The organism is Enterobacter sp. SECR19-1250 (assembly GCF_013391025.1).
Classification (GTDB): domain Bacteria; phylum Pseudomonadota; class Gammaproteobacteria; order Enterobacterales; family Enterobacteriaceae; genus Enterobacter; species Enterobacter cloacae.
The window spans coordinates 1-25,547 of record NZ_JACASJ010000046.1 but is presented as its reverse complement, the minus strand read 5'-3'; the positions used below and the strand labels follow the sequence as shown (position 1 = coordinate 25,547).

The following is a 25,547-nucleotide window of genomic DNA, read 5'->3' as shown; positions in this document are numbered from 1 at the left end:
ATGTTGTCTAAACAGGTCCCGCTTGGCATCTATGAAAAGGCACTCCCCGCGGGGGAGTGCTGGCTGGAGCGGCTGAAACTGGCGAAACAGTTGGGCTTCGATTTTGTCGAAATGTCCGTGGATGAGACCGATGAACGTCTTTCTCGCCTCGACTGGAGCCAGGAGCAGCGTCTGGCGCTGGTGAGTGCGGTCGCCGAAACGGGCGTACGCGTGCCGTCTATGTGCCTCAGTGCCCACCGTCGTTTTCCGCTTGGCAGTGAAGATGATACGGTGCGCGCGCAGGGGCTGGAGATCATGCGTAAAGCCATTCGTTTTGCGCAGGATGTGGGTATTCGCGTGATACAGCTTGCCGGGTATGACGTTTACTATCAGGAAGCCAATGACGAAACGCGTCGTCGTTTTCGTGATGGCCTGAAAGAGAGCGTTGAAATGGCTAGCCGCGCGCAGGTGACGCTGGCGATGGAGATCATGGACTATCCGTTAATGAACTCGATCAGCAAGGCGTTGGGCTACGCACATTACCTGAACAATCCGTGGTTCCAGCTCTATCCTGATATCGGCAACCTGTCGGCGTGGGATAACGACGTACAAATGGAACTGCTGGCGGGGATGGGCCATATCGTCGCGGTTCATGTCAAAGATACACGTCCTGGGGTATTCAAAAACGTTCCGTTCGGCACCGGGGTGGTGGATTTCGAACGGTGCTTCCAGACGCTCAAACAGGCGGGGTATTGCGGACCTTACCTGATTGAAATGTGGAGCGAAACGTCAGATGACCCGGCAGGTGAAGTGGCTAACGCTCGCGACTGGGTACGGGAACGTATGGCACGGGCCGGCTTACTGGAGGCTGAATATGCTTAAGCTTAAGCAGCAGGTCTTTGACGCTAATATGGATCTCCCGCGCTATGGGCTGGTGACCTTCACCTGGGGAAACGTCAGTGCTATCGACCGAGAGCAGGGACTCGTGGTGATTAAGCCTAGCGGCGTGGCATATGACGCCATGAGCCCTGACGATATGGTGGTGGTTGATCTTGAGGGTAACGTTGTCGACGGCAAATGGCGCCCTTCTTCAGATACAGCCACCCATCTGGCGCTCTACCGGCGTTACCCTTCTCTGGGCGGCGAAGTGCATACGCACTCTACGCATGCCACAGCCTGGGCACAGGCGGGGCGGGCCATTCCGGCTCTGGGAACCACGCATGCGGACTACTTCTTTGGTGACATTCCGTGCACGCGGGCACTCACGCAGACAGAAGTGGAAGGCGAGTATGAGCTCAACACCGGCAACGTCATTATCGAAACGCTGGGTGAGCGCGAACCGCTGCATACGCCGGGCATTGTGGTCTATCAGCACGGTCCGTTCGCCTGGGGAAAAGATGCGCATGACGCTGTCCATAACGCGGTAGTCATGGAGGAGGTGGCACGCATGGCGTGGATTGCTCGCGGCATCAACCCACAGCTTCAAGGCATTGATGATTACCTAATGAACAAGCATTTCATGCGCAAGCACGGTCCAAACGCCTATTACGGGCAGAAGTGAATAAGTGCTCTGGAATACCGAAAACAGTTGTAACCGGTGGTATTTCAGAGCCATTCATAAAAAAAAGCCCCCGGGCAGGGGGCAAGTAAAACGATGGCTATATTCTTTTTGTTGGCTTTCCTGGTGCTAGCGTCAAAGCGTTATCGGTAAATATCTGCACTGGCGTGCATGTTGCCGTTGCTGCCGGGCTCACGCATCAGAATAACGTGGTAGTAATTTGCCCCCTGAGCATCGGTTTCTTTATTAAGCGCCTGATCTGCTTCGCTCTCTGTGGCGAAATGGTGATTGATGTAAATAACGCCTAAGCTCTGCACATCATCCATGTTTCTGGCCTGTCGGCTGTCTATCTTGATGGCTGCCATCGCGTTTGCACTGAGCAAAAGCGCAGCCATTACGGCAATTGCGATTTTTTTCATGATATGCGCTCCACGACTGCGTGCTGTGAGACGGTTGTTTGCTCCCCTCCGGTATTTATATGGTCTCTGATTAAAGTGTAATCACTTATCCGGCGAGGATGCGTGACCATTTCTGATGCAGTTGTTCAAAAAAACAACGCTTCCTGATGTGGTTAATTTTAAATCACCCACTTAGACCAGCTTTGCGGTTTGTGCGAATTATTTGTGCAATCAGCTTGAGTTTCCTGGGGGGCGCAAGTATTATGACGCGTCAATTTTTCAGCCGACCTTTAACACGTTCCTTGCCTCCCCGGGCCTCGGCTGACCCAGACAGGAGGCTGAATAATCCGTAAGGAGCAATTCGATGCGTCATTACGAAATCGTTTTTATGGTCCATCCTGACCAGAGCGAACAGGTTCCGGGTATGATCGAGCGTTACTCTGCTGCCATCACTGGTGCAGAAGGTACGATCCACCGTCTGGAAGACTGGGGCCGCCGTCAGCTGGCTTACCCGATCAACAAACTGCACAAAGCACACTACGTTCTGATGAACGTTGAAGCTCCGCAGGAAGTGATCGATGAGCTGGAAACTACCTTCCGCTTCAACGATGCCGTTATCCGCAGCATGGTTATGCGTACCAAACACGCAGTTACCGAAGCATCTCCGATGGTTAAAGCGAAAGACGAGCGCCGTGAGCGTCGCGATGATTTCGCAAACGAAACCGCAGATGATTCTGATGCTGGGGATTCTGAAGAGTAATTTCTGATGACCAACCGTCTGGCGTTGTCCGGCATCGTATGCAGGGCTCCCCTTCGAAAGGTCAGTCCATCAGGAATTCCGCATTGCCAGTTCGTGCTTGAGCATCGTTCTGTGCAAGAGGAAGCCGGGTTTCACCGGCAGGCGTGGTGCCAAATGCCCGTTATCATTAGCGGACACGAAAACCAGGCCATTACTCACAGTTTAACGGTCGGTAGTGCAGTAATCGTTCAGGGGTTCATCTCTTGCCACAAGGCAAAGAACGGTCTGAGCAAAATGGTTCTGCATGCCGAGCAGATTGATTTGATAGATTCTGGAGACTAGCCATATGGCACGTTATTTCCGTCGTCGCAAGTTCTGCCGTTTCACCGCGGAAGGCGTTCAAGAGATCGACTATAAAGATATCGCAACGCTGAAAAACTACATCACCGAAAGCGGTAAGATTGTCCCAAGCCGTATCACCGGTACTCGTGCAAAATACCAGCGTCAGCTGGCTCGCGCTATCAAACGCGCTCGCTACCTGTCTCTGCTGCCGTACACTGATCGTCATCAGTAATCGGGCACGGTCCATTAATACGACTTTAAGAGGATAAGGTAATGCAAGTTATTCTGCTTGATAAAGTAGCAAACCTGGGCAGCCTGGGTGATCAGGTAAACGTTAAAGCGGGCTACGCTCGTAACTTCCTGGTTCCACAGGGCAAAGCTGTTCCTGCTACCAAGAAAAACGTAGAGTTTTTCGAAGCACGTCGTGCTGAACTGGAAGCCAAACTGGCTGACGTTCTGGCGGCTGCTAACGCTCGCGCTGAAGCAATCAACGCACTGGGCACTGTTACCATCGCTTCCAAAGCTGGCGACGAAGGTAAACTGTTCGGTTCCATCGGTACCCGCGATATCGCTGATGCAGTTTCTGCAGCAGGCGTTAAAGTGGCTAAGAGCGAAGTTCGTCTGCCGAACGGCGTTCTGCGTACCACTGGTGAGCACGAAGTTGACTTCCAGGTTCACAGCGAAGTGTTCGCTAAACTGGTTGTTAACGTTGTAGCTGAGTAATTTTTTACTCTGCTCGCGTCGAAGCGCCGGCCTTGTGCCGGCGTTTTGCTTTTTAAAGCCTGACGAACCTCTCTTTTAGCTTGTATGGTCGCGATTCCTGACGCATTCTCTGATAATAAAATGAAACGCAATTTTATCTTTGAGATTTGCCATGGAAACCGCTCTCTCTACGCCTGTCTTTGCCCGTCGCAATGTGGCCTACGCCTGCGCCACACTCTGCTGTCTGCTCTGGGGTAGCTCTTACCCGGCCATTAAAAGTGGCTATGAACTCTTTCAGATCGCAACCGATGATATCCCGTCAAAAGTCGTCTTTGCCGGATACCGTTTTCTGTTTGCCGGAGCACTGCTGCTGCTGTTTGCGCTGGCACAGCGTAAACCCATCGCCAGGCTCACGCCCACGCAGTTTGGCCAGATTACGATCCTGGGACTGACGCAGACCACCATTCAGTACACCTTCTTTTATATCGGGCTGGCATACACCACGGGCGTAAATGGCTCGATCATGAATGCCACCGGCACCTTCTTCAGCGTACTGCTGGCGCATTTTATCTACCACAACGACAAGCTCAGCTATAACAAAACGCTGGGCTGTATTCTGGGGTTTGCAGGGGTGATGCTGGTGAATTTCCACAGTGGTATTCGTGATTTCCGCTTTGTCTGGAATGGTGACGGGTTTGTGGTGCTGGCGGCGTTCATCCTCTCCGCCGCCACGCTTTACGGCAAACGGATTTCCCAGACGGTTGATCCCACGGTGATGACCGGCTGGCAGCTGGGCATTGGTGGTCTTGCGCTGGTGGCAGGGGGATATGCAACGGGCGGGACGCTGGCGGTGCATAGCCTTACCGCGGTGGCGGTATTAGGGTATCTGACGTTGCTCTCATCCGTCGCCTTCGCCCTGTGGAGCGCGCTACTGAAAGTGAACCGCGTCAGTATGATTGCCCCGTTCAACTTTGTGATTCCCGTCGCCGGGACGGTACTGTCCGCTATTTTCCTTGGCGAAAACATCCTTGAGATTAAATACGCGATTGCGCTGGTGCTGGTCTGCTCGGGGATCTGGTGGGTGAATAAACGGAGTGCCTGAGAACAAAAGTGCCGGGTGGCGGCTTCGCCTTACCCGGCCTACGCCATTACCGTGCTCTGATAAAACTGCCGTCTGGCTGGCGGGTAAACAGCACCTGTTGGCCATTACCCGTATCAATCGTTAGCCCGGTGACCACGCCGCTGGCATTCTGGCGGATCTGCACCATCTGGCCGTTCTGCAGGTTACTGAGCGGCTTACCCGCACCTTCTACCTGAGCCATCGCATAGACATCGGTTGGCGGCAGGTTATGGTCGCGGAACAGCTGAGCAAGCGTTTTGCCCGCCTCCACGCGGTAGGAACGCCATTGCTGCTCAATGCCGGTTGGCTGCTGCGTCTGGGGTTCAGATGGGGCTGCGGCCTGCTCCTGCGGCTGTTCTTCCTGAATAGGCTCTGGCTCAACCGGTGCAACCTGTCCCGGATCGTTAGACGGCGTCACAAGCTGTGTCTGCATGGGTTGCGTGTCAGGCTGCGGGCGCGTTTGTGACTGAAGATCCAGTTGCGCATTGCGGGTGACCGGTGCGGTGTCGACATTATCGCCGCCAGAAGGGAGCAGGAAACCGACGATCACCAGCAGCGCGCCTATGATAATCCCTCTGCGATGCAGAGGAGGTAGCGGGTCCATAATGCGAAAATTGTCCGGCGCATGCCAGATTTTCGCCAGGGTAGGTTTCAGTTCAAATCGCCCGGGCATGGCTCTCCTCCTGCTCCGCGTCTTTTTTATCCTGTGCTCCGAAGTATAGTTTGCTAACTGCCTGAACGGCGTAGCAAACTCGACATCCGTGACATCCATTCGGGATTAATCCTGGTTACCTCTATTGTTTCTGTTTCGTCGCAGTTTGTCACCTTAACTTCAGACAAAGTTTTACCCATAAGGGCATGGCTGCTATGCTGCCCGCTACTTTAAATGTGATGGAAGGAAAACCCATGACCACCCCGACTTTTGACACTATCGAAGCGCAGGCAAGTTACGGTATCGGCTTGCAGGTAGGACAGCAACTGAGCGAATCCGGCCTGGAAGGTCTGTTACCAGAAGCGCTGGTGGCGGGTATCGCTGACGCGCTGGAAGGCAAACAGCCAGCCGTTCCGGTTGATGTTGTGCACCGTGCGCTGCGTGAAATCCACGAACGTGCGGACGCTGTGCGTCGCGCGCGCTTCGAAGAGATGGCGGCAGAAGGTGTAAAATATCTGGAAGAGAACCGTGAGCGTGAAGGCGTGAACAGCACCGAGTCTGGCCTGCAGTTCCGCGTGATCAACCAGGGCGACGGCGCTATCCCGGCACGCACTGACCACGTTCGCGTGCACTACACCGGTAAGCTGATCGACGGTACCGTGTTCGACAGCTCTGTTGCACGCGGCGAACCGGCTGAATTCCCGGTTAACGGCGTTATCGCAGGCTGGATTGAGGCTCTGACCCTGATGCCAGTCGGCTCCAAATGGGAACTGACTATCCCACACAACCTGGCGTACGGTGAGCGTGGCGCTGGTGCGTCCATCCCACCATTCAGCACCCTGGTGTTTGAAGTCGAGCTGCTGGAAATCCTGTAATCGGCTTTTCTTATTTCCTCTCTCCGTCCGGGGAGAGGAAAATAGTGTTAAAACCTATAGTTACGTCGGAATCAATATTTTATCTTGCAAACGAAACTGTTGCGTGTATTTTTGTGAGCTGTTTCGCGCTGTATGAGTGATATGACACTCACTTCCAACATATTATTAACATAATATCTAAATCATAGTATTCATCCCGCCGATTCTTACCTAATATCGATAAACCCTTACAAAGGGACCGTCATTTATTTGACGTTTTTAAAGGCCAGAAGAGCCTTAACAACACAGACAGGCATAAACAGGAAAATTACATGGTAGATCAGGTCAAAGTCGCCGCGACAGAAGAGGCGACGTCTGAACAGTCGCTACGGCGCAATCTCACAAACCGTCATATTCAGCTTATCGCCATCGGGGGTGCCATCGGTACCGGGCTGTTTATGGGCTCAGGCAAAACCATCAGTCTTGCCGGGCCGTCGATCATTTTCGTTTATATGATCATCGGTTTTATGCTCTTTTTTGTGATGCGTGCAATGGGTGAATTGCTGCTCTCCAACCTCGAATACAAATCTTTCAGTGATTTTGCTTCCGACCTGCTCGGTCCCTGGGCGGGTTATTTCACCGGCTGGACCTACTGGTTCTGCTGGGTCGTAACCGGCATGGCGGATGTCGTCGCCATTACTGCCTATGCGCAGTTCTGGTTCCCGGAGCTGTCGGACTGGGTCGCCTCGCTGGCGGTGATTATTCTGCTGCTGAGCCTCAACCTCGCCACCGTTAAGATGTTCGGTGAGATGGAGTTCTGGTTCGCGATGATCAAGATTGTCGCTATTGTGGCGCTGATTGTGGTGGGCCTGGTAATGGTGCTGACGCACTTCCAGTCGCCAACTGGCGTACAGGCTTCGTTTACCCATCTGTGGAATGACGGCGGCTGGTTCCCGAAAGGCATCAGCGGCTTCTTTGCCGGCTTCCAGATTGCAGTGTTTGCCTTTGTGGGGATTGAACTTGTCGGAACCACCGCTGCGGAAACCAAAGACCCTGAAAAATCCCTGCCGCGTGCAATCAACTCCATTCCGGTTCGTATCATCATGTTCTACGTCTTTGCGTTGATCATTATTATGTCCGTGACGCCGTGGAGCTCGGTTGTGCCAAGCAAGAGCCCATTCGTTGAACTGTTCGTGCTGGTGGGACTGCCTGCGGCAGCGAGCCTGATTAACTTCGTGGTGCTGACATCTGCAGCGTCATCGGCGAACAGCGGTGTGTTCTCAACCAGCCGCATGCTGTTTGGCCTGGCGCAGGAAGGCGTTGCGCCGAGCGCGTTCGCGAAGCTCTCTAAGCGTGCTGTTCCGGCGAAAGGGCTGACGTTCTCCTGCATGTGCCTGTTGGGTGGGGTGGTAATGCTCTACGTGAACCCGAGCGTTATCGGTGCGTTCACCATGATCACCACCGTTTCGGCGATCCTGTTTATGTTCGTCTGGACGATCATCCTTTGTTCGTACCTGGTGTATCGTAAACAGCGTCCGCATCTGCATGAGAAATCGATCTATAAGATGCCGCTGGGCAAGCTGATGTGCTGGGTGTGCATGGCGTTCTTCGCGTTCGTTCTGGTTCTGCTGACGCTGGAAGATGACACCCGTCAGGCGTTGATCGTCACGCCGCTGTGGTTCATCGCCCTGGGATTGGGCTGGCTGTTCATTGGTAAGAAACGAATGGCAGGCGTAAGGTAAAAGCAAAACGGCAACTTCGGTTGCCGTTTTTAGTTTTTGCACCCTCTCCCCGTGGGAGAGGGCCGGGTGAGGGCATCAGGCTTCAGTGGCCTTTTTATTCACCCGCTAATGCACGCGGGAACAGAACGTTATTCTCAAGACTGATGTGTTCCATCAGGTCATCGATCATCTCGTTAATGCCGTTGTACATCGCTTTCCATGTGGTGCAGGCTTCTGGCGGCGGCGTGACGTTATTGGTCGTGTGTTTGATGACTTCCAGCAGTTCACCCGCGTCGTCATGTTCGCTTTCCATCACGCTAATTGGTCCCATCGCCTGGCTGCCCATTCCCTGTTTAATCATCGGGAAGAGGATCTGCTCTTCTTTCATCATGTGGCTGGTGAGTTCTTCATGCAGCATGGTCAGGTATTTCGCCAGGCCGCGCGGCACGGAAGGCTTGTCGGCATGAACGCGCTCCACTTTGGTGGCCTGCAGGATCAGCTCCGGCAGTTGTTCGCGGTGGCGATCGTGGTAACGCACGATAATGTGGTCGATGATTTCGGCAAGCGGGGCCGTGCGCCACTCTTTGTCGATGGGTTGCTCTGCCAGCAGAGCCAGCTCCGCTTCAATAACCTCTATATCCAGCTCTTTGCGCGAGGCCGCACGCGCCAGGGTTTGCTTACCGCCGCAGCAGTAATCCATGTCGTATTTACGAAACAGCGCAGAAGCGCGAGGGATGGAGAGCGCCAGCTCGCCGAGTGGTTGGTCGCGGAAGGCCATAGCAGTTACCTCATCATCAAGAATATAAGATGTATATTAAATACATCTTTAAGGCGGCGCTATAACCCTTTAGAGGCAAGGGTGAAAATGAGATGTAAGTCACAAAAAATTAGCGTGTTTAACTCACTGAATGAATGCAGAAAATAACTTTAGAAACTTTTTTAACGTGGAGAAACAGTAAACAACCCGCCGCGTCTGCCGATATATCCACGTCAGACAAACCTGCATATTACAAAGGCAACGCATGTTTAAACGTATAAAAGTCATTACCCTTTTGATTTCGGTGCTGCTTGTGCTCGGCATCATGCAACTCGTTTCCGCCGGTATCTTTATCAACGCGCTGAATAACGATAAAGACAATTTCACCGTGTCGCAGCTATCCAGCAAGAACGTGGCGGAGTTTACCGATGCATGGATCAGCCTGAACCAGGCGCGCGTCACCCTGAACCGCGGCATGCTGCGTCTGCAAAGCAGCATGGCCTCGCAGATTAACGGCGGACAGCTCAATGAGCTGGTAAACACGGCGAAAAACCTGCTGGCCAATGCCCAGTCTCATTACGACAAATACTATGCTTTGCCGAATACCCCAGGGCTGGATCCCAACCTTGCAAATCGCCTGGAAGAGCAGTACCGCAATTACTCCGCGACGCTGACCCAAATGAACGTTTTGCTCTCTCAGGGCAATCTGGAAGAGATGTTCAAGCAGAATGCGGAGCAGAAACAGACCGCGATGCAAAACGTTTACCGGGAATGGCGTGAAGCCCAGGCCGTGCTTACGGATAAAGGGATCAAAGATAACGAAAGTGATTACAAGCGTATCCTGTGGATCCTCTCTGCGGTTATGCTGCTGGTAATTATCGTGATTATCTCCAGCTGGATTGCCATGCGCCGCGTGCTGTTGTTGCCGCTGCAGGATGTGATAAGCCATATCCGCGCCATTGCCGCCGGTGATTTAACCCAGCCGATCCATGCAGAGGGTAAAAACGAGATGGCCGTGCTTGCGCAAAACGTCCAGGAGATGCAAACCGCGCTGGCAAACACCGTGGGCGTGGTTCGTGAAGGTGCGGATACCATTTACACCGGTGCGGGGGAAATCTCTGCGGGCAGTAACGATCTCTCTTCCCGTACCGAGCAGCAGGCTGCCTCGCTGGAAGAGACGGCTGCCAGCATGGAGCAACTGACGGCAACGGTGAAACAAAACGCCGACAATGCCCGTCAGGCTTCCCGTCTGGCGCTTGATGCCTCTTCAACGGCGAAAAAGGGCGGTAACGTTGTAGAAGGCGTGGTGCGCACCATGGACGAAATCGCCACCAGTTCCAGCAAAATTGCGCAAATTACCAATGTCATTGACGGCATTGCCTTCCAGACGAACATCCTGGCTCTTAACGCGGCAGTTGAAGCGGCGCGCGCAGGTGAGCAGGGGCGTGGCTTTGCGGTGGTAGCCGGAGAAGTGCGTACGCTCGCTCAGCGCAGCGCCCAGGCGGCGAAAGAGATTAAAGCGCTGATTGATGACTCTGGTGAGCGGGTTAACGCAGGCTCGCAGCTGGTGAACGAAGCCGGGGCCACCATGGCGGAGATTGTTAACGCTGTTACTCGCGTCACCGACATTATGGGTGAAATTGCCTCTGCGTCTGATGAACAGAGCCGCGGGATCGACCAGGTGGGCCAGGCAGTGGCAGAGATGGATCGTGTTACCCAACAGAACGCCTCGCTGGTGGAAGAGTCTGCGGCCGCAGCGGCCGCGCTGGAAGACTAGGCGGCACGCCTGAACGACGCGGTGGCAGTGTTTAAAATTGCCCGCAGCCAGGCAGTGAAGGCGGCTCCGGTGAAAACCTATGCACCAAAAACGCAGCCCGTCGCTTCTGCGTCTGAAGCCAACTGGGAAACGTTTTAAAAGCTTGCCCGGTGGCGGCTACGCCTGACCGGGCCTACGTTTTTGCAGGCCCTGCAAACGCCTCACATCTCCGAAGCCGGAACGACCATCGGTTTTTCCGGCTTCGCTCTTACCGCCATCACTACCCCCATCACCAGCAGCACTATTCCGCAGGTCGTTAACAGCGGCGGTACGCTCTGGCGCATCAGGAAGGTGTACAGCAGCCCGGCCAGCGTTTCGAAGACAATCAGCGGCCCTAAGATGACCGTTGGCAGTTTCTGGCTGGCGATATTCCAGCATAGCGCACCCACCCAGGAACAGAGCACAGCGATAGCGATCATCAGCCCGACAAAGACCCACGGCCGCGGCCCGAAGGGCAGGGCGAAGTCTGGCTGCTGCTGGGCTGGCCAGAGGCACGCCGCGGCATAGCCCACCAGCGAGACCGGCAGCGTCACCAGCGCCTGCGCCGTTGCCCACATCATCGGATGTTTATCCGGGTTCTCCCGCAACCATCGCGCATTACGCAGGGCATACCAGGCCCAGCAGGCGACGGAAATAAACGCTAAACCGATCCCCGAACCGTAACGCCAGACGCTGAAATCAGCGAGCCCGTGGCGAAGCTCGGCAATATTCACACAGACCAGCCCGACGCCCGTGCAGATCAGCGCGGGTACCATTTTTGACCATGCCAGTTTGCCATCGCGCTGGCTGTACAGCAGGTTCGCAAAAACGGGGATAACGACAGGCAGCGTGCCGATAATCATGGTCGATACCGGCGCGCCGGTACGTTGAATGGCGCTCGCCAGGCAGACGTAATAGATAAGGTTGCCCATCATGGTCAGCGCCAGCGCGGTCATCCAGTCCTGGCGGTTGAGCTGACGTAAACGCGTACGACCGAGCCAGGCCAGCGGCAGGGCAATCAGCCCCAGCGCCAGATAGCGTCCGGTTGACTGCAGGGCCGCCGGATACTCGGGCACAATCAGCGGGCCGACAAAAATCAGCCCCCACATCAGCCCTGCCAGCAGGGCATACAACACGCCACTAATCATTATTCCATCCACATCAATTGACTTTGTACTCAGTGTAGAAGGGGGGGATTGCGCGCGTATTGTATGAGATTGCGCATCAGCGCCCGATAACTTGTTTCTGGTAGCGGACGGGCGTAATCCCGTAGCGGCGGGTAAACGCGCGGGTTAAATGCGACTGGTCGGTCAGCCCGGTCGCGGCGGCCACTTCGGCGGCGGGCATACCGTGCGTAAGGAAGCCTTTGGCGCGCCACAGGCGAATAGCCATCAGCATCTGGTGCGGCGTGACGTGGAAATGGGCTTTAAACTGGCGCTGAAAATGGTAAGGGCTGAGAGAAACCACGTTGGCCAACTCGTCCAGCGTCACGGCGTGCATGTAGTTGTCGTGCAGATACTCGCGTACCCGTTCGAACCGGTGCGCGCCTTCCTTAATTATTGGAGCGTGATGGGCCAACGGCTGGAAGGTCTCAATCAGATCCAGCAGCAGTCCTTTTTGCGCAAGCGGGTCCTGGGTATGCCACAGGCCGTAGATCAGCTGGCCGATTTGCTGCGAACGCATAGGGTCGTGGCGGGTCACGTCGCTGAACCACCAGTGGCGCAGACCAGTCACCTCTTCCAGTAAAGCGGGTTCGATGTAAACCATCCGGTAGCGCCAGCCACCTTCGGTGGCCGATTCACCGGTGTGGATCTCGTTCGGGTTCATGGTGACAACGGATTTTTCAGCGGCCAGGTGCTGAGTACCGCGATAGCGAAAGCGCTCGGCACCGGTTTCGATGGTGCCGATGCCGAAGGCTTCGTGCGTGTGAGGCTCAAAGGCGTAGTCAGCGATATGCGCGTGATAAAGTTCCAGACCCGGCAACTGCGCCAGATGGCGAAAGCGCGCGCTGTCTCTCTCATCGCTAAATTGTTCCGGTACGCCTTGCACGGTGAGCCTCCTCGTGGGTCATCGCTTCATTATCAGAGATGACCCGAGGGGATGCCACAAAAAATAACCAATCCGTAACAATTACAGGATGGCCTTGACGCTCTCCGCCAGAGAGGTCGTTGCTCGCCCAATCAGTTTGCTCAGCGTATGGCTATCGTCAAAGAGCCCGCCTTTAGATGCGCCCACATCAGAGTCCGCCAGCATATCCGCCAACCCGGCAGGCAGGCCGACACTCTTCAGCGCAGCGGCGAAATCCGCTTCGCTCATGTTCTGATAAACCACCGGTTTACCGCTCTGCTTGCTCAGTTCAGCCGCCAGTTCGCTCAGCGTCCACGCGCTGTCGCCTGCCAGTTCATAGACCTTGCCAGCGTGGCCCTCTTCCGAAACCACTTTTGCCGCCGCCGCCGCGTAATCCGCACGGGTGGCTGAGGCGATTTTGCCTTCACCTGCGGCACCGATAAACACGCCGTGTTCCAGCGCAGGCGGCGCGCTCGCCAGGTAGTTTTCGGTATACCAGCCGTTGCGCAGCAGGGCATAAGGAATGCTGGATGTTGCCAGCGCTTTTTCCGTAGCAACGTGCTCAACGTGCAGGCCCAGCGGTGAGTTATCCGCATGCAGCAGGCTGGTGTAGGCGATAAATGTCACGCCAGCTGCTTTGGCAGCGTTGATGACATTCTGGTGCTGCGTGGCGCGCTGACCCACTTCGCTGGATGAGATCAGCAGAAGTTTCTTCACACCCTTCAGCGCCGTGGTCAACGCGGCCTGGTCGGTGTAATCGCCCTGACGAACCACAATACCCTGCTGGCTCAGGGCTTCCGCTTTCGCCGGGTTACGCACAATGGCGACAATCTGGTTTGCCGGGACGGTTTTTAACAGCTGTTCGATAACGAGGCGGCCAAGCTGGCCGGTAGCGCCGGTAATCGCGATCATGATCAATCTCCTTCGTGTTTGTCTGGTGTTGTGGCACACTAGCACCATAACTAACTTTTAGTAAGTACGTACAAAAAGGTAAGTATTAAATGACGATACCGACACTCAGCGAACAAATGCGCGATGGTAATCTCTTCGCGGAGCAGTGCCCGTCCAGAGAGGTGCTCAAACATGTCACCAGCCGCTGGGGAGTTCTGATCCTGGTGGCGCTACGTGAGGGAACGCATCGCTTCAGCGATCTGCGCCGTAAAATGGGCGGCGTGAGCGAGAAGATGCTGGCCCAGTCGCTGCAGGCACTGGAGCATGACGGTTTTGTCGATCGCGTTTCGTATCCTGTTGTACCGCCGCACGTTGAGTATAGCCTGACGCCACTTGGCGTAGAGGTGAGCGAGAAAGTGGCTGCGCTGGCGGACTGGATAGAGGTGAATACGCCAAAAGTAATGGCGAACCGGGATGAGCGGGCAGCGTAATAGCCGGGAATGTGCGGTCTGATGCCCTCACTCTAACCCTCTCCCACAGGGAGAGGGAATAAACACTAAAAACGGCAACGTGCGTTGCCGTTTTGCTTTTACTTACTTAAATCCACCTGATAAATGGCGAACCCGATATCATCCGTCGCAACCTTCTTCATAGGATACTGCGCCTTCTCCTTAATAAACGCCGCAGCCTTATCCGACGGAGATGTTTCAATGCGAATATCCAGTGGGGTATCGCTGTGGATCGGGGCCAGACGCCAGTTGTTATCGACCGCCGGATGAATCTCTCCCGCCTTTTTCGACTCAGCGCTGATCCAGGCGGCCAGCACCGAGCGGTTCTCATCCGGGGATGCAAAAGCAATGTGGCTATCGCCGGTGCCGGCAAATTTGCCGCCATACGCGCGATAGTTATTGGTCACCACCAGGAAGGTGGCCGCCGGATCGACAGGCTTGCCCTTGAAGGTCAGGTTTTTGATGCGCTCTGCCTGCGGATTAATGGCCTGACACTCGCCGTCATATTTCGCGGGCTGGGTGACATCAATCTGATAATCCACCCCGTCGATAACGTCGAAGTTATAGGTGCGGAACCCGTCCCAGTTAATCAACGACTGCGGCTTGCTGCTCTTCGGATCGATCTGGTTAAACTGCCCGGCGGAGCATTCCAGCCACTCTTTCACCTCTTTACCCGTTGCTTTAACCACGACCAGCGTGTTCGGGTAGAGATAGAGATCGGCGGCGTTACGGAACGTCAGCTGGCCTTTTTCCACTTCAACATAGCTGGCCGGGTCATTTTTACGTCCGCCCACTTTGAACGGTGCGGCGGCGGAAAGCACCGGCAGGTTGGCTAAGTCCGGATCGCTCTGAACAAAATGTTCGGCATAGGCTTTCTGCGCCATATTGACCACCTGAACGGTCGGGTCATCCTGTACCAGCGCCAGGTAGCTGTACATGTTGTCGGCGGATTTGCCGATCGGCTTACTGACGAACTCGCGGGTGGCGTCGTGGTCATGTTTGAGCACGTCGAGGAGTTTTTGGTCTTCAGCCGCCAGTGATTTTTTGGCGGCAGCATCGTAAATAGGTCGCGCTTCGGCTTTGGAGCCGGTCACCTTCCAGCTGCCGCTGTCGTTATTAAGTACCAGATCCACCACGCCAAGATGATCGCCCCACATGCCGGGCATTACCGCCGGCACGCCGTTGAGCGTTCCCTTGTCGATGTCTGCCCCTTTGATGCTGGCAAAATCCTTACCCGGGAAGACCGCATGAGCGTGGCCGAAGAGGATCGCGTCCACGCCCGGCACTTCGCTCAGGTAGTAAACCGAGTTTTCCGCCATCACCTGGTACGGATCGGCCGAGAGGCCCGAGTGGGCGACAACGACCACAACATCCGCCCCTTTTTCACGCATCTCCGGTACGTATTTACGCGCCGTTTCGGTGATGTCGTTAACGGTGACTTTGCCGGTGAGATTGGCTTTATCCCAGGTCATGATCTGGGGCGGTACAAAGCCGATGTAGCCAATTTTCAGCGTCTGCTTTTTACCGTCCTGATCAACAACCTCGGTCTCTTTAATCAGATAAGGGGTGAAAAGCGGCTTTTTGGTCTTAACGTCAATGATATTGGCGTTAACGTACGGGAATTTTGCGCCTGCCAGCGCATCGTGCAGGTATTTCAGACCATAGTTGAATTCGTGGTTACCGAGGTTGCCGACGGCATAATCCAGGGTGTTCATCGCTTTATACACCGGGTGGATCTCGCCTTTTTTCAGCCCCTTTGCCGCCATGTAGTCACCCAGCGGACTCCCCTGAATCAAATCACCGTTGTCGACCAGCACGCTATTTTTCACTTCATTGCGGGCGGCATTGATCAAACTTGCCGTGCGTACCAGTCCGAATTTTTCCGTAGGGGTATCTTTGTAGTAATCGAAGTCCATCATATTGCTGTGCAGGTCGGTGGTTTCCAGAATACGGAGATCGACCGTCGCCGCCTGTACGCTCGCTGCAATCAGCGTCGCCAGGAGCGTTGCGCTAAACTTAATCATCAGAGGAGTCCTTTTTTCGATCCAGGCCACAAAAGAATATGTATCTATCGTTTGTTGCTTACAGAAGTGTGAATCCTGCCAGAAAAAAGGGCGATGAAACCGGAATTGCTTCACAGATAGCGGAATTGTTCACATTACGATATAAATAAAACAAAGAGTTATACCCACTGCGTTAACGAAGAGGTGGAGAATGTTAGATAAAATTTGTCAGCTCGCACGGGATGCGGGCGATGCCATCATGCAGGTGTATGACGGCGCACAACCGATGAACGTTGTCAGCAAGGCGGATGATTCCCCGGTCACGGCGGCGGATATCGCGGCGCATGGCGTGATCATGAAAGGGCTACAGGCACTCACGCCAGAGATCCCCGTGCTCTCCGAAGAAGCGCCGCAGAGCTGGGATGAGCGTCAGCACTGGCAGCGTTACTGGCTGGTCGATCCTCTGGACGGCACCAAAGAGTTTATCAAGCGTAACGGTGAATTCACCGTAAATATCGCCCTGATCGACAAGGGCAAGGCGGTGCTTGGGGTGGTCTACGCGCCGGTGATGAAAGTGATGTACAGCGCCGCAGAAGGCAAGGCCTGGAAGGAAGAGTGTGGTGTCCGCAAGCCGATCCAGGTGCGCGATGCACGCCCTCCGCTGGTGGTCATCAGCCGCTCGCACAGCGACAGCGAGTTGGAGGAGTATCTGCAACAGTTGGGTGAACATCAGACGACCTCGATTGGATCCTCGCTGAAATTCTGTCTGGTGGCGGAGGGGCAGGCGCAGCTCTATCCCCGTTTCGGGCCGACGAACATCTGGGACACGGCAGCCGGCCACGCGGTAGCCGCGGCCGCGGGTGCGCATGTTCATGACTGGCAGGGCAAGCCGCTGGACTACACCCCGCGTGAATCATTCCTCAATCCAGGCTTCCGGGTCTCTCTTTACTGAGCCAGCAGCTTGTGCAGCAGATCAACCACCTGCTGCACCTCTTCCTGGGTTAACGCCCCGTCTTTTACCCACTGCACCTGGCCGTTTTTATCCAGCACGATAATCGCGGAACTCTCTTCCTCAAGCTGCCAGGCTTTGCGCGTCACGCCGTTGCTGTCGACAATAAACTGCGACCACGGGTAGAGCTTTTTGTTGCTCTCAAGGCTTGAGCGTACAAACATCCCGGAGCCAGGGATGGCATCGTCGGTATTCACAATGGTGGTGGTCTGATAGCGGTCATGCGGGAATTTTGCGGCCTTGATCGCTTCCACCAGGTTTGCGTTTTTCTCTTTTGCAGATGTACGACCGGCAATATGTTGTACAACTCTCACTTTGCCCGCCAGTTGCGCGCTATTCCACGGTTTGTAGCTAAACTTATCGTTGTCGAGAATCAATTCTCCCCGGTCAGCAATGCCGACTGGCGGTACGCGTTGTCCTTTTTCAATGTTGTGGGCACTCGCCCACAGGGGCAGGAGCAGGCATGCGGCTGCAAGAATGTTACGTAGGGTCATGGTGTTTCCTTATTGTATGCAGGTGATCCGACCACTTGGTCTTACGCTTTTAATCATAAGTGCGATCAATGGGCTTTTCCCGCAATCCCGATGCCAGTTTGCGGGCGAACGCACATATCCATAAAAAAACGACGGCTTATACTGCCTGTAGTCACAGTTTGAAAAGATTATTCTGAATAATTGTAATCAAACGGTAAATAAACTTATGCACACTGTGTAACTACGTAGTTCTGGTCTATAGTCATTGGGCAACAAAATTTGCGCTCAGAACAGTCGGGCCGATTGTGGCGCCGCAAGAGCGTATGATTCGCAGGAGATACAAGAATGAAAATTTTCCAACGCTACAACCCGCTTCAGGTGGCGAAGTACGTGAAGATCCTGTTCCGTGGACGGTTGTATATCAAGGATGTTGGCGCTTTTGAATTTGATAAGGGCAAGATCCTTGTCCCAAAAGTGAAGGACAAACAGCACTTGTCTGTGATGTCCGAAGTCAACCGTCAGGTTATGCGTCTGCAAACTGAGATGGCTTAACCAACGTGCTATGCAGTAGTTAAAAAAACGGCTCCCGATGGGAGCCGTTGATGTTTGTGGGGCAGGAACCTTACGCCGACACCTTCTCTTCCGCATCCGGCAGTTTCGGCACCAGCACGGTCGGTTTGTTATCAATACGCGTCACCAGCAGCTGGTCGATGCGGTAGTTATCAATATCCACCACTTCAAACTTGTAGCCGGAGAATTTCACCGAGTCGGTGCGCTTCGGGATTTTACGCAGCATAAACATCATAAAGCCGCCGATGGTCTCGTAGTTGCCTGACTGCGGGAACTCGTCGATATCCAGCACGCGCATCACGTCGTCGATTGGCGTTGCGCCGTCAATCAGCCATGAATTCTCATCACGCGCCACAATCTGCTCTTCCAGACCCTGGCCGACCAGGTCACCCATCAGCGTGGTCATGACGTCGTTGAGGGTAATGATACCCACCACCAGCGCGTATTCGTTCATGATAACGGCGAAGTCTTCACCGGCGGTTTTGAAACTTTCCAGCGCTTCAGAGAGCGTCAACGTGTCCGGTACAATCAGGGTATTGCGGATCTGCACGCCGCTGTTGAGCGCCAGGCTTTGGTTCGCCAGCACGCGGTTCAGCAGATCTTTGGAGTCCACATAGCCGATGATGTGGTCGATATCTTCATTACAGACCAGGAATTTAGAGTGCGGGTGCTCCGCGACTTTATTCTTCAGGCTCTGCTCGTCTTCATGCAGATCGAACCAAATCACGCTTTCACGGCCCGTCATGGAAGAGGGCACGGTACGGGATTCCAGCTCGAACACATTTTCGATCAGCTCATGCTCTTGCTTGCGCAGCACCCCGGCCAGCGCACCGGCTTCTACCACGGCGTAGATGTCGTCGGAGGTGATGTCATCTTTACGCACCATCGGCAGTTTAAAGATGCGGAAGATGACGTTCGCCAGGCCGTTGAAGAACCACACCAGCGGACGGAACACGAACAGGCAGAAGCGCATCGGGTTGATGATACGCAAAGCCACAGCTTCTGGCGCAATCATACCGATGCGTTTCGGGGTCAGGTCAGCGAACAGGATGAACATCCCGGTGACCAGCGAGAAGGAGAGAATAAAGCTCATCTGCTCGGCAAGTTCGGCGGACATGTACTGCACGAACAGGCTGTAAAAGGCCGGAGAAAATGCTGCATCCCCCACGATACCGCCGAGAATAGCGACCGCGTTCAGGCCAATTTGTACCACGGTGAAGAACGTTCCAGGATTTTCCTGCATTTTCAGGATACGGGAAGCATTGATGTTGCCTTCGTCGGCAAGCAGCTTAAGTTTGATTTTACGGGACGCGGCCAGCGAGATCTCGGATATCGAGAAAAATGCGCTGACGGCTATCAGACAAAGTATTACTAAAATACTGTTTAACATAGTTTATCCGGCTTCTCGCCAGATCCTCGGAAGGGAAGTTGATACCATTTGTGTGGAAACACATTGAATGTCAGCTCGTAGCGTTGAGCTGATTATTTCAGCGGGTAGTATAGCGTAAAGAGATGTAAACCTGCCAGAGGTCACATTTTGCGGCGAAAAGAGGCCGGGCAGGTGGGGAGCCGGCCCGGCGAGACGCGCTATTTTGCGGCCGATAACCCGACGTTGTTCACTGCACGACGGGCAGCATCGCCTCCCCATACCTGATCGTACTCATAGCCTGTGAGCTGTTTTATCACCACAGGAGTATTGGCATCGCAGTCGCGGTAATCACCGCCCAGCTTACGGCGGGCAATCTCCTTGAGAAGCAGTTTATGCGTCTCGCGGGTGAGCTTGAACTTATAGGTAGTGAAGAAGCTCACCGCCAGCAGGGCTGCCGTCGCGAAGATCATCAGGCCTATAATCGCCCCCAGCGCGCTTTCAGGCTGTGCGCCGCCGCCCTTCACAAAACCGGACTCCTGCAGGACCAGGCCAATAATCATGATGGCGATCGCCACGGTGCTTTTGCGGGTCAGGACCATTACTCCGGCAAAAATCCCTTCGCGGCGCTGCTGCGTCACCATCTCGTCAATATCAGGAATGAAGCTGTAGATATTCCACGGTATGTAATAGAGGCCCGCGCGGGTGGCGCCCAGCAGGATAAAGACCGCCGTGAACAGCAGCGTGGGCACCTGGGTTTTGGTCAGGTAGACCGTAAACAGGAACATCAGCACGAAGAATATCCCGCCGTAAGAGAGGCGCAAAGCGGCAGAAGGGGAGACATTCAGCCTGTTAAGCAACAGCATAAATCCATATGTGCCAGGTACCGAGGCGAAAGCCGCAATGCTCAGCCAGCCGGAGACGGCTGCCGCGTCCTGGCTCAGACAATACACGACATAATAGGTAAAGACCGAACCGAATACGTCCATCGCCGTAAATGAAAAGATATAAATAATATGCAGGCGGAACGCGCGAATACGGAAAGAGGAAAAGAGATCCAGCACCAGATATTTCAGGTGATTAATTAATCCGCTGCTGCGCTGTTTATCCACTTTAAACGTGGATGGCTGTTGCACATCTTTCGCTTCCCAGGTGGTATACCAGGTAATAAATACCGCAATACAGAATACGCAGGAGAATATCAGCCCGGTAAGAGTATAGGTAAACGGATTATCTTTCCCCGTGAACTGCATAATGACGCCGGGAACGGAAACCGCAAGAAAGCCGCCGAGCTGAGAGCAGATCATACGCACACCTGAGAGACGGCTACGCTCTTCATACCGGTTAGTCATTTCAGCGGCCAGGGTTTCCCAGGGCACCAGCACCATCGCCGACAAGAGCTCAATAGAGAGGTAAGTGCCCAGGTAATACCAGTAACCCATGTCCGTAAGCCACAGCAGGGCATACAGAAACATTAAGGGCGAACTGAGTAATAAAAAGAAGCGGCGACGGCCAAATTTACGCCCGAGCCAGGTATCACCGAAATTATCCGTGATATAACCCATAATCGGGCTTAATAACGCATCAATGACGCGAGCAATAGCAAATATCGAACCCGCTTCGACGACAGAGAGCCCGCAATAGGTGGTGTAAAAAAATAAAAGCCAGGTGCCGATAATGGCGAAAGCGCCTCCGCCAAACAGATCGGTTATACCGTAGCCGAGCGCCACGCCATAACCCACTCTACGTTCAGTTGGTTTGACCATAATAATATCCAGTGTAGGGTAATGATTAACCCGATCTGTCGGGTCGTTTTTTATTTACTGCTGGAATACAAATTACGTTCTATTAATTGATTTCTATCCATTGCCTTAATTGAGATGATCGATAAATAGCCTCCACAAGGGTGAGAGATTTCCCGGCTTCACGGATATCGGTGTAATCCGTGTAACCGGGGTGAGTGATAGCCTGATAAAAACGGCGGATTGCCTGCTGGTGGCCCAGCCCCCAGTAGCTTTTGACCGAACCGTCCGGGGAGTCGTCGCAGGTGAGCCTGACGCGCTCACCCGGCGTCACGCGCCAGAGCGTGTTGTCGTTGAGCAGCAGCGAGCCCTGCTCACAGTGGATCTCCATCAGAAGCGGGGAATCGGTGGTATTGCAGTTACTGGCGTAAAACAGGCCGCGCGCGCCGTTAGCAAAGTGCAGCGTGGCCATCGCGCTGTCTTCGCCTTCCGTCACGTCCGCCAGTTCACCGCTATCCACCACACCTTTCACACGCGTCACGCCGCCGGCGAACCACTGCATCAGGTCGAGGGTATGAATGGCCTGGTTGATCAGCAGGCTGCCTCCTTCCGTAGCCAGTCGCCCACGCCACGGACTTTGGGTGTAGTACGCGCCCGAGCGTGACCACGTCAGCACCGCTTTGATGCTGAGCATTTTTCCCAGCTCGCCTTCGTCCAGCGCCTGGCGAATGCGCAGGCTGGTGGGGTTGAGCCGGTTCTGATAACACACGCCGAGCAGACCCGTAGCCTGGTCAGCGGCGCGGGTGATATCCACCAGTTCGCTGCTGTTCATGCCCACCGGTTTTTCGCAGAACACATGCTTTCCGGCGGCGAGGGCCGCCAGAATCATGCTTTTATGCTCAAAGTGCGGCGTGCAGATATGGACCACATCGATGGCATCATCCAGCAGCATCTCCCGGTAATCCTGATAGAAGCGGCACTGATAGCCCAGTGCCAGCTTCAGCCCTTTGACGCTGTCGATATCTGCCAGCGCACGCAGCGCAACGTTGGGGAGCTGGCGCAGCGCATTCACGTGGCAGCCGTGAATCGCTCCGGCGCCGATCACCGCCGTGTTCAGGAGCTTCATTGTCGCCTCCCGTTATGCTGTTGCGTTGGCCAGCATCTGTGCCCTCACGCAGAGCTCCGCCGCCTTAAAGGCGTGATCCTGGGTCATGGCATGTTCAGTACGATGCAAACAGTCGAGGATCAGTTCGCCAAAGAACGGGAATCCGACCTGGCCGGCGACCGGATAACGGAACTCCCCCTCGTTATTGACGAGATACACTACGTCCTGTTCACCACGGGTGAGATCGACATATTTGCGGATCTCGATATAGCCTTCGGTGCCCAGCAGCGTCAGGCGGCCATCGCCCCAGGTCGAGAGCCCGTCAGGGGTAAACCAGTCGCAGCGGAAATAGCCGCTGGCGCCGTTTTCCCCTTTCAGCATGGCATCGCCAAAATCTTCGAAGGCGGGGTACTGGGGGTGTTTAACGTTCCGTACCTGGCTTGCCACCACGATGGCGTCACTGTTGCCGGTATAAAACAGGAACTGCTCAATCTGATGGCTGCCGATATCGCACAGAATGCCGCCGAAGTAGCGCCGATCGTAGAACCAGTCCGGGCGGCCGGTCCCTTCCCGGTGCGGGCCAGTTCCCAGCGTTTGTACGACGCGGCCAATGGCCCCTTGCTGCACCAGCTGTCCGGCAAAGACCGCGCTCTCAACGTGCAGACGTTCGCTGTAATACACGGCGTATTTCCGGCCCGTTTTTTCCACCATGGCTTTGGCATCCGCCAGTTGTTCAAGGGTGGTAAGGGGGGCTTTATCGGTGAAGTAGTCTTTGCCTGCGGCCATCGCTTTTAGCCCCAGCGCACAGCGCTCGGCGGGAATGGCGGCGCCAGCTACCAGACGCACCTCATCGTCGGCGAGTATGACATCCAGGCAGTCTGCAACCCTGGCCTGCGGATACTGCTGAATGAATTTATCCACTTTTGCCGGATCGGGGTCGTAGACCCATTTCAGCGTGGCGCCCGCTTCAATCAGGCCGTTACTCATGCCGTAGATATGGCCGTGGTCGAGCGCGGCAGCGGCAAAGACAAACTCTCCTTCCCTGACAACGGGCTGAGGTTTACCCACTGGCGCGTAGTTCATGCCGTCATTTTTGTTCATGGTGTTACTCCTTCATCCAGATCTTTGCCCAGGGGAATCGCACCGACTTCGCTGAAGTTGTCGACGCTTGCGGATTTTTCATAAAAACGGGGGGCGAGGGCGTTGGTCCCGCCGGTACGGTAAAACGGATCGTCGCGTTGAATCGGCAGCGAAACCACGGAGCGAATGATGGCGGATTTATAGATCGCGGTTATCAGCTCCAGCGAACGTTTGCCCTGCAGGCCATCCACTAACGGCGCCGTGCCGTGCTCAATGGCATACAGCAGGTCATTAATCTGCCCGGTGTGCAGCGTCCATTCGAGCTTCGGCGTCTCGTGAAAAACGGCGTTAAGCTGCGCTTCCCGTTGCAGGTCCCGATCCTCCTGGGGAAAGCCGTTATCAGCGCTGACGCTGGCAAAGGCCTGCCACGGTGCGGAGATGCGCGCCTTTTCACCCTGGATAATGATTTTCTGATCTTCTCCGTGGTGCACGACCGAGGCGGTTAGCTGAGTGAGTGCGCCGCTGGGGTATTTAAATATTGCCGCGCTGAGATCTTCGACTTCAGCGTTGTCGTGCGCCACGTTGGTCATCATAGCCACCACTTCAGACGGGAAGCCCAGCATCCACTGAATGGCGTCGATGTGGTGAACCGCGTGGTTAAGGGTGCAGCCGCCGCCCTCTTTTTCCCAGGTGCCGCGCCACCACAGGTCGTAGTAGCAGTGTCCGCGCCACCAGAACGAGTCCACCTGGGCATGGCACACCTTGCCAGCAAGGCCCGAATCCAGCGCCGCTTTTAAACGCCAGAAGGCATCGGTAAAGCGGTTTTGAGCGATGATGGCGAGCAATTTACCGCTGGCCTGTTGCGCGGCGATCATGGCGTCGCACTCCTCCAGCGAGGCGGCCATCGGTTTTTCGCACAGCACATGGCAACCCGCATTGAGGGCATTAATGCTTATCTCTGCATGAACGTAGGGCGGCGTGCAGACGTCGACGATATCGATATCTGGCTCTGACGCCAGCATCTGCTCGTGGCTTTCATACACGCGTGCGTCCGTCAGGTTGTAGCGTGCTTTTTTCTCGTGGGCTTTTTCCGGGTAGATATCGACCAGCGCGACGATCCGGCAGCGTTGGCCAAACTGCAAATAACCCTGAATATGGTTATGCGAGATATTTCCTGTTCCCACGATAGCGACATTTAACATCGTTTCTTCTCCTGAGTTACCAGGTGCCGGAGGCATCCAGCGTGACGCTGGCGGTCTCTTTAGCCACTGAGGTGCTGATACGCTGTTGAAGCAAGCGCAGATACTGTTTCTCGTTGAGCGGGAGGTCGACCCAGTCGTCGGTCCAGGTGGAGAGGTGCATGGCGTTGGAGAGCGTTAACCCGTGGATCCCTTCCAGCCCCGGGGCAATGAGCGGCTCGCCGCGCAGGATGGCGCCGCAGAAATTGGCGGTAATGACGTGGTGTTCGCTGCATTCCGGGCCGACGGGAAGCGTGACCTCCCAGCATTCCGGTTCACCAAAGCCGTTTTGCCAGCGGGCGTTGAAGGCGGTTTCAGATTCCCGCAGCCGCCAGTAGCGCAGTTTCCCTTCTTCGACGACCACCTTGCCGCGATCGCCGACGATCTCCAGCCGATTGGTCCCCGGCGTTTCAGCCACGGTCGTGATAAATACGCCCGTCGCACCGTTGGCGTACTCGGCGTAGGCGGTGACCTCATCTTCCACTTCAATGTCGCGATGCTTACCAAACTGGCAAAACGCGCGCAGACGGATCGGCATACCAACCAGCCACTGCCAGAGATCGAGCTGATGCGGGTCCTGATTGAGCAGTACGCCGCCGCCTTCTCCTTTCCAGGTGGCGCGCCAGCCGCCGGAGTTGTAGTAGCTCTGCGAGCGATACCAGTTGGTAATGATCCAGTTGGAGCGGCGGATCTCACCCAGCTCGCCGCTGTCGATCAGATCTTTCACCTTCTGGTAGAGCGGGTTCGGGCGCTGGTTGTACATGATGCCGAACACCACATCGCAGGTCCGGGCACAGGCGTTCATCTCCTGCACCTGCGCCGTGACTTTGTTGAATAAATCGAACTTTTGCTGAGTTGAAGGATCAGATCACGCATC

At 55.0% G+C, this 25,547-nt stretch carries 25 protein-coding genes and 2 pseudogenes; 13 read left to right on the top strand and 14 right to left on the bottom strand.

Annotated features, from left to right (window positions below):
* A complete protein-coding gene (locus HX884_RS13535; RefSeq protein ID WP_013095306.1) occupies positions 1-861 on the top strand; it encodes an L-ribulose-5-phosphate 3-epimerase in 861 nt (286 codons plus the stop codon).
* Positions 854-1,540: an L-ribulose-5-phosphate 4-epimerase gene (locus HX884_RS13530; protein WP_178328337.1), complete on the top strand. Its 687-nt coding sequence runs from the start codon at positions 854-856 to the stop codon at positions 1,538-1,540. The genes HX884_RS13535 and HX884_RS13530 overlap by 8 nt, the downstream gene beginning before the upstream one ends.
* 140 nt (positions 1,541-1,680) lie before the next feature.
* Here the strand turns inward: HX884_RS13530 and yjfY are convergent, their stop codons facing one another.
* A complete protein-coding gene (yjfY, locus tag HX884_RS13525) occupies positions 1,681-1,956 on the bottom strand; it encodes a DUF1471 family protein YjfY (RefSeq protein WP_013095308.1) in 276 nt (91 codons plus the stop codon).
* Between the two features lie 343 nt (positions 1,957-2,299).
* Here yjfY and rpsF point away from each other — a divergent pair, with 343 nt between their 5' ends.
* The 5 genes from rpsF (at position 2,300) to HX884_RS13500 (ending at position 4,820) form a co-directional block, all read left to right on the top strand.
* The gene (rpsF, locus tag HX884_RS13520) at positions 2,300-2,695 is read left to right on the top strand and encodes a 30S ribosomal protein S6 (protein WP_003856034.1); all 396 of its coding nucleotides are present in this window, start codon (positions 2,300-2,302) and stop codon (positions 2,693-2,695) included.
* 6 nt (positions 2,696-2,701) lie between these two features.
* On the top strand, positions 2,702-3,016 hold the full coding sequence (priB, locus tag HX884_RS13515) for a primosomal replication protein N (RefSeq protein WP_008502895.1): 315 nt from the start codon (positions 2,702-2,704) through the stop codon (positions 3,014-3,016).
* A gap of 4 nt (positions 3,017-3,020) precedes the next feature.
* Positions 3,021-3,248 carry a 30S ribosomal protein S18 gene (gene rpsR / locus HX884_RS13510; protein ID WP_000135199.1) on the top strand — a complete coding sequence of 76 codons (228 nt, stop codon included), beginning with the start codon at positions 3,021-3,023 and terminating at the stop codon, positions 3,246-3,248.
* Positions 3,249-3,289: 41 nt separating this feature from the next.
* Positions 3,290-3,739 (top strand): 50S ribosomal protein L9, encoded by a 450-nt coding sequence (gene rplI / locus HX884_RS13505; protein ID WP_008502894.1) that lies wholly within the window; start codon positions 3,290-3,292, stop codon positions 3,737-3,739.
* 151 nt (positions 3,740-3,890) lie between these two features.
* Positions 3,891-4,820, top strand: a complete 930-nt coding sequence (locus HX884_RS13500) for a DMT family transporter (RefSeq protein WP_178328336.1) — start codon at positions 3,891-3,893, stop codon at positions 4,818-4,820.
* A gap of 46 nt (positions 4,821-4,866) precedes the next feature.
* On the opposite strand, the gene HX884_RS13495 is transcribed toward HX884_RS13500, so the two are convergent.
* A complete protein-coding gene (locus HX884_RS13495; protein ID WP_029882394.1) occupies positions 4,867-5,511 on the bottom strand; it encodes an OapA family protein in 645 nt (214 codons plus the stop codon).
* A gap of 233 nt (positions 5,512-5,744) precedes the next feature.
* Here HX884_RS13495 and fklB point away from each other — a divergent pair, with 233 nt between their 5' ends.
* Both fklB and cycA read left to right on the top strand, forming a co-directional pair.
* Positions 5,745-6,365, top strand: coding sequence for an FKBP-type peptidyl-prolyl cis-trans isomerase (gene fklB, locus HX884_RS13490; protein ID WP_008502892.1), 621 nt, complete (start codon positions 5,745-5,747; stop codon positions 6,363-6,365).
* A gap of 311 nt (positions 6,366-6,676) precedes the next feature.
* Entirely contained in the window at positions 6,677-8,086 is a 1,410-nt protein-coding gene (gene cycA / locus HX884_RS13485) for a D-serine/D-alanine/glycine transporter (RefSeq protein WP_095440222.1), read from the top strand.
* Positions 8,087-8,180: 94 nt separating this feature from the next.
* Here cycA and ytfE read toward each other — a convergent pair whose 3' ends face one another.
* Positions 8,181-8,843 (bottom strand): iron-sulfur cluster repair protein YtfE, encoded by a 663-nt coding sequence (gene ytfE, locus HX884_RS13480; RefSeq protein WP_048971397.1) that lies wholly within the window; start codon positions 8,841-8,843, stop codon positions 8,181-8,183.
* Positions 8,844-9,087: 244 nt separating this feature from the next.
* On the opposite strand from ytfE, the pseudogene HX884_RS13475 reads away from it, so the two are divergent.
* Positions 9,088-10,737: pseudogene (locus HX884_RS13475) on the top strand (methyl-accepting chemotaxis protein).
* Positions 10,738-10,799: 62 nt separating this feature from the next.
* Here the strand turns inward: HX884_RS13475 and HX884_RS13470 are convergent.
* From HX884_RS13470 to HX884_RS13460, 3 genes are all read right to left on the bottom strand, one after another.
* On the bottom strand, positions 10,800-11,765 hold the full coding sequence (locus HX884_RS13470; protein ID WP_178328334.1) for a DMT family transporter: 966 nt from the start codon (positions 11,763-11,765) through the stop codon (positions 10,800-10,802).
* Between the two features lie 76 nt (positions 11,766-11,841).
* Entirely contained in the window at positions 11,842-12,666 is an 825-nt protein-coding gene (locus tag HX884_RS13465; protein WP_178328333.1) for an AraC family transcriptional regulator, read from the bottom strand.
* Between the two features lie 81 nt (positions 12,667-12,747).
* The gene (locus tag HX884_RS13460; RefSeq protein ID WP_178328332.1) at positions 12,748-13,596 is read right to left on the bottom strand and encodes an SDR family oxidoreductase; all 849 of its coding nucleotides are present in this window, start codon (positions 13,594-13,596) and stop codon (positions 12,748-12,750) included.
* Positions 13,597-13,685: 89 nt separating this feature from the next.
* Here HX884_RS13460 and HX884_RS13455 point away from each other — a divergent pair, with 89 nt between their 5' ends.
* Positions 13,686-14,066, top strand: coding sequence for a helix-turn-helix domain-containing protein (locus HX884_RS13455; RefSeq protein ID WP_028027891.1), 381 nt, complete (start codon positions 13,686-13,688; stop codon positions 14,064-14,066).
* A gap of 98 nt (positions 14,067-14,164) precedes the next feature.
* On the opposite strand, the gene HX884_RS13450 is transcribed toward HX884_RS13455, so the two are convergent.
* A complete protein-coding gene (locus tag HX884_RS13450) occupies positions 14,165-16,108 on the bottom strand; it encodes a bifunctional 2',3'-cyclic-nucleotide 2'-phosphodiesterase/3'-nucleotidase (RefSeq protein ID WP_178328331.1) in 1,944 nt (647 codons plus the stop codon).
* 190 nt (positions 16,109-16,298) lie between these two features.
* Between HX884_RS13450 and cysQ the strand changes: the two genes are divergently transcribed.
* Positions 16,299-17,039, top strand: a complete 741-nt coding sequence (gene cysQ, locus HX884_RS13445; RefSeq protein ID WP_013095322.1) for a 3'(2'),5'-bisphosphate nucleotidase CysQ — start codon at positions 16,299-16,301, stop codon at positions 17,037-17,039.
* Here the strand turns inward: cysQ and HX884_RS13440 are convergent.
* Positions 17,033-17,590, bottom strand: coding sequence for a YtfJ family protein (locus HX884_RS13440; RefSeq protein WP_013095323.1), 558 nt, complete (start codon positions 17,588-17,590; stop codon positions 17,033-17,035). The two genes, cysQ and HX884_RS13440, sit on opposite strands and share 7 nt — an antisense overlap.
* A 324-nt stretch (positions 17,591-17,914) precedes the next feature.
* On the opposite strand from HX884_RS13440, the gene HX884_RS13435 reads away from it, so the two are divergent.
* Entirely contained in the window at positions 17,915-18,121 is a 207-nt protein-coding gene (locus HX884_RS13435) for a DUF1107 domain-containing protein (protein ID WP_008501430.1), read from the top strand.
* Between the two features lie 70 nt (positions 18,122-18,191).
* Here HX884_RS13435 and HX884_RS13430 read toward each other — a convergent pair whose 3' ends face one another.
* From HX884_RS13430 to HX884_RS13405, 6 genes and pseudogenes are all read right to left on the bottom strand, one after another.
* Positions 18,192-19,529 carry a hemolysin family protein gene (locus HX884_RS13430; RefSeq protein WP_013095324.1) on the bottom strand — a complete coding sequence of 446 codons (1,338 nt, stop codon included), beginning with the start codon at positions 19,527-19,529 and terminating at the stop codon, positions 18,192-18,194.
* Between the two features lie 197 nt (positions 19,530-19,726).
* On the bottom strand, positions 19,727-21,271 hold the full coding sequence (locus tag HX884_RS13425; protein ID WP_178328330.1) for an MFS transporter: 1,545 nt from the start codon (positions 21,269-21,271) through the stop codon (positions 19,727-19,729).
* An 82-nt stretch (positions 21,272-21,353) separates the two neighbouring features.
* On the bottom strand, positions 21,354-22,373 hold the full coding sequence (locus HX884_RS13420) for a Gfo/Idh/MocA family protein (protein WP_013095327.1): 1,020 nt from the start codon (positions 22,371-22,373) through the stop codon (positions 21,354-21,356).
* A gap of 12 nt (positions 22,374-22,385) precedes the next feature.
* Positions 22,386-23,453, bottom strand: coding sequence for a Gfo/Idh/MocA family protein (locus HX884_RS13415; RefSeq protein ID WP_178328329.1), 1,068 nt, complete (start codon positions 23,451-23,453; stop codon positions 22,386-22,388).
* Positions 23,450-24,634, bottom strand: coding sequence for a Gfo/Idh/MocA family protein (locus HX884_RS13410; RefSeq protein ID WP_178328328.1), 1,185 nt, complete (start codon positions 24,632-24,634; stop codon positions 23,450-23,452). Before HX884_RS13410 ends, HX884_RS13415 begins: the two co-directional genes overlap by 4 nt.
* Before the next feature lie 16 nt (positions 24,635-24,650).
* Positions 24,651-25,493 (bottom strand): annotated as a pseudogene (locus HX884_RS13405) (Gfo/Idh/MocA family protein); the annotation flags it as partial.
* Between the last annotated feature and the right edge of the window lie 54 nt (positions 25,494-25,547).

Coding starts and splice junctions, on each gene's coding strand:
- HX884_RS13535 (WP_013095306.1), top strand. CDS start 1: ATGTTGTCTAAACAGGTCCCGCTTGGCATCTATGAAAAGGCACTCCCC.
- HX884_RS13530 (WP_178328337.1), top strand. CDS start 854: ATGCTTAAGCTTAAGCAGCAGGTCTTTGACGCTAATATGGATCTCCCG.
- yjfY (WP_013095308.1), bottom strand. CDS start 1,956: ATGAAAAAAATCGCAATTGCCGTAATGGCTGCGCTTTTGCTCAGTGCA.
- rpsF (WP_003856034.1), top strand. CDS start 2,300: ATGCGTCATTACGAAATCGTTTTTATGGTCCATCCTGACCAGAGCGAA.
- priB (WP_008502895.1), top strand. CDS start 2,702: ATGACCAACCGTCTGGCGTTGTCCGGCATCGTATGCAGGGCTCCCCTT.
- rpsR (WP_000135199.1), top strand. CDS start 3,021: ATGGCACGTTATTTCCGTCGTCGCAAGTTCTGCCGTTTCACCGCGGAA.
- rplI (WP_008502894.1), top strand. CDS start 3,290: ATGCAAGTTATTCTGCTTGATAAAGTAGCAAACCTGGGCAGCCTGGGT.
- HX884_RS13500 (WP_178328336.1), top strand. CDS start 3,891: ATGGAAACCGCTCTCTCTACGCCTGTCTTTGCCCGTCGCAATGTGGCC.
- HX884_RS13495 (WP_029882394.1), bottom strand. CDS start 5,511: ATGCCCGGGCGATTTGAACTGAAACCTACCCTGGCGAAAATCTGGCAT.
- fklB (WP_008502892.1), top strand. CDS start 5,745: ATGACCACCCCGACTTTTGACACTATCGAAGCGCAGGCAAGTTACGGT.
- cycA (WP_095440222.1), top strand. CDS start 6,677: ATGGTAGATCAGGTCAAAGTCGCCGCGACAGAAGAGGCGACGTCTGAA.
- ytfE (WP_048971397.1), bottom strand. CDS start 8,843: ATGGCCTTCCGCGACCAACCACTCGGCGAGCTGGCGCTCTCCATCCCT.
- HX884_RS13470 (WP_178328334.1), bottom strand. CDS start 11,765: ATGATTAGTGGCGTGTTGTATGCCCTGCTGGCAGGGCTGATGTGGGGG.
- HX884_RS13460 (WP_178328332.1), bottom strand. CDS start 13,596: ATGATCGCGATTACCGGCGCTACCGGCCAGCTTGGCCGCCTCGTTATC.
- HX884_RS13455 (WP_028027891.1), top strand. CDS start 13,686: ATGACGATACCGACACTCAGCGAACAAATGCGCGATGGTAATCTCTTC.
- HX884_RS13450 (WP_178328331.1), bottom strand. CDS start 16,108: ATGATTAAGTTTAGCGCAACGCTCCTGGCGACGCTGATTGCAGCGAGC.
- cysQ (WP_013095322.1), top strand. CDS start 16,299: ATGTTAGATAAAATTTGTCAGCTCGCACGGGATGCGGGCGATGCCATC.
- HX884_RS13440 (WP_013095323.1), bottom strand. CDS start 17,590: ATGACCCTACGTAACATTCTTGCAGCCGCATGCCTGCTCCTGCCCCTG.
- HX884_RS13435 (WP_008501430.1), top strand. CDS start 17,915: ATGAAAATTTTCCAACGCTACAACCCGCTTCAGGTGGCGAAGTACGTG.
- HX884_RS13430 (WP_013095324.1), bottom strand. CDS start 19,529: ATGTTAAACAGTATTTTAGTAATACTTTGTCTGATAGCCGTCAGCGCA.
- HX884_RS13425 (WP_178328330.1), bottom strand. CDS start 21,271: ATGGTCAAACCAACTGAACGTAGAGTGGGTTATGGCGTGGCGCTCGGC.
- HX884_RS13420 (WP_013095327.1), bottom strand. CDS start 22,373: ATGAAGCTCCTGAACACGGCGGTGATCGGCGCCGGAGCGATTCACGGC.
- HX884_RS13415 (WP_178328329.1), bottom strand. CDS start 23,453: ATGAACAAAAATGACGGCATGAACTACGCGCCAGTGGGTAAACCTCAG.
- HX884_RS13410 (WP_178328328.1), bottom strand. CDS start 24,634: ATGTTAAATGTCGCTATCGTGGGAACAGGAAATATCTCGCATAACCAT.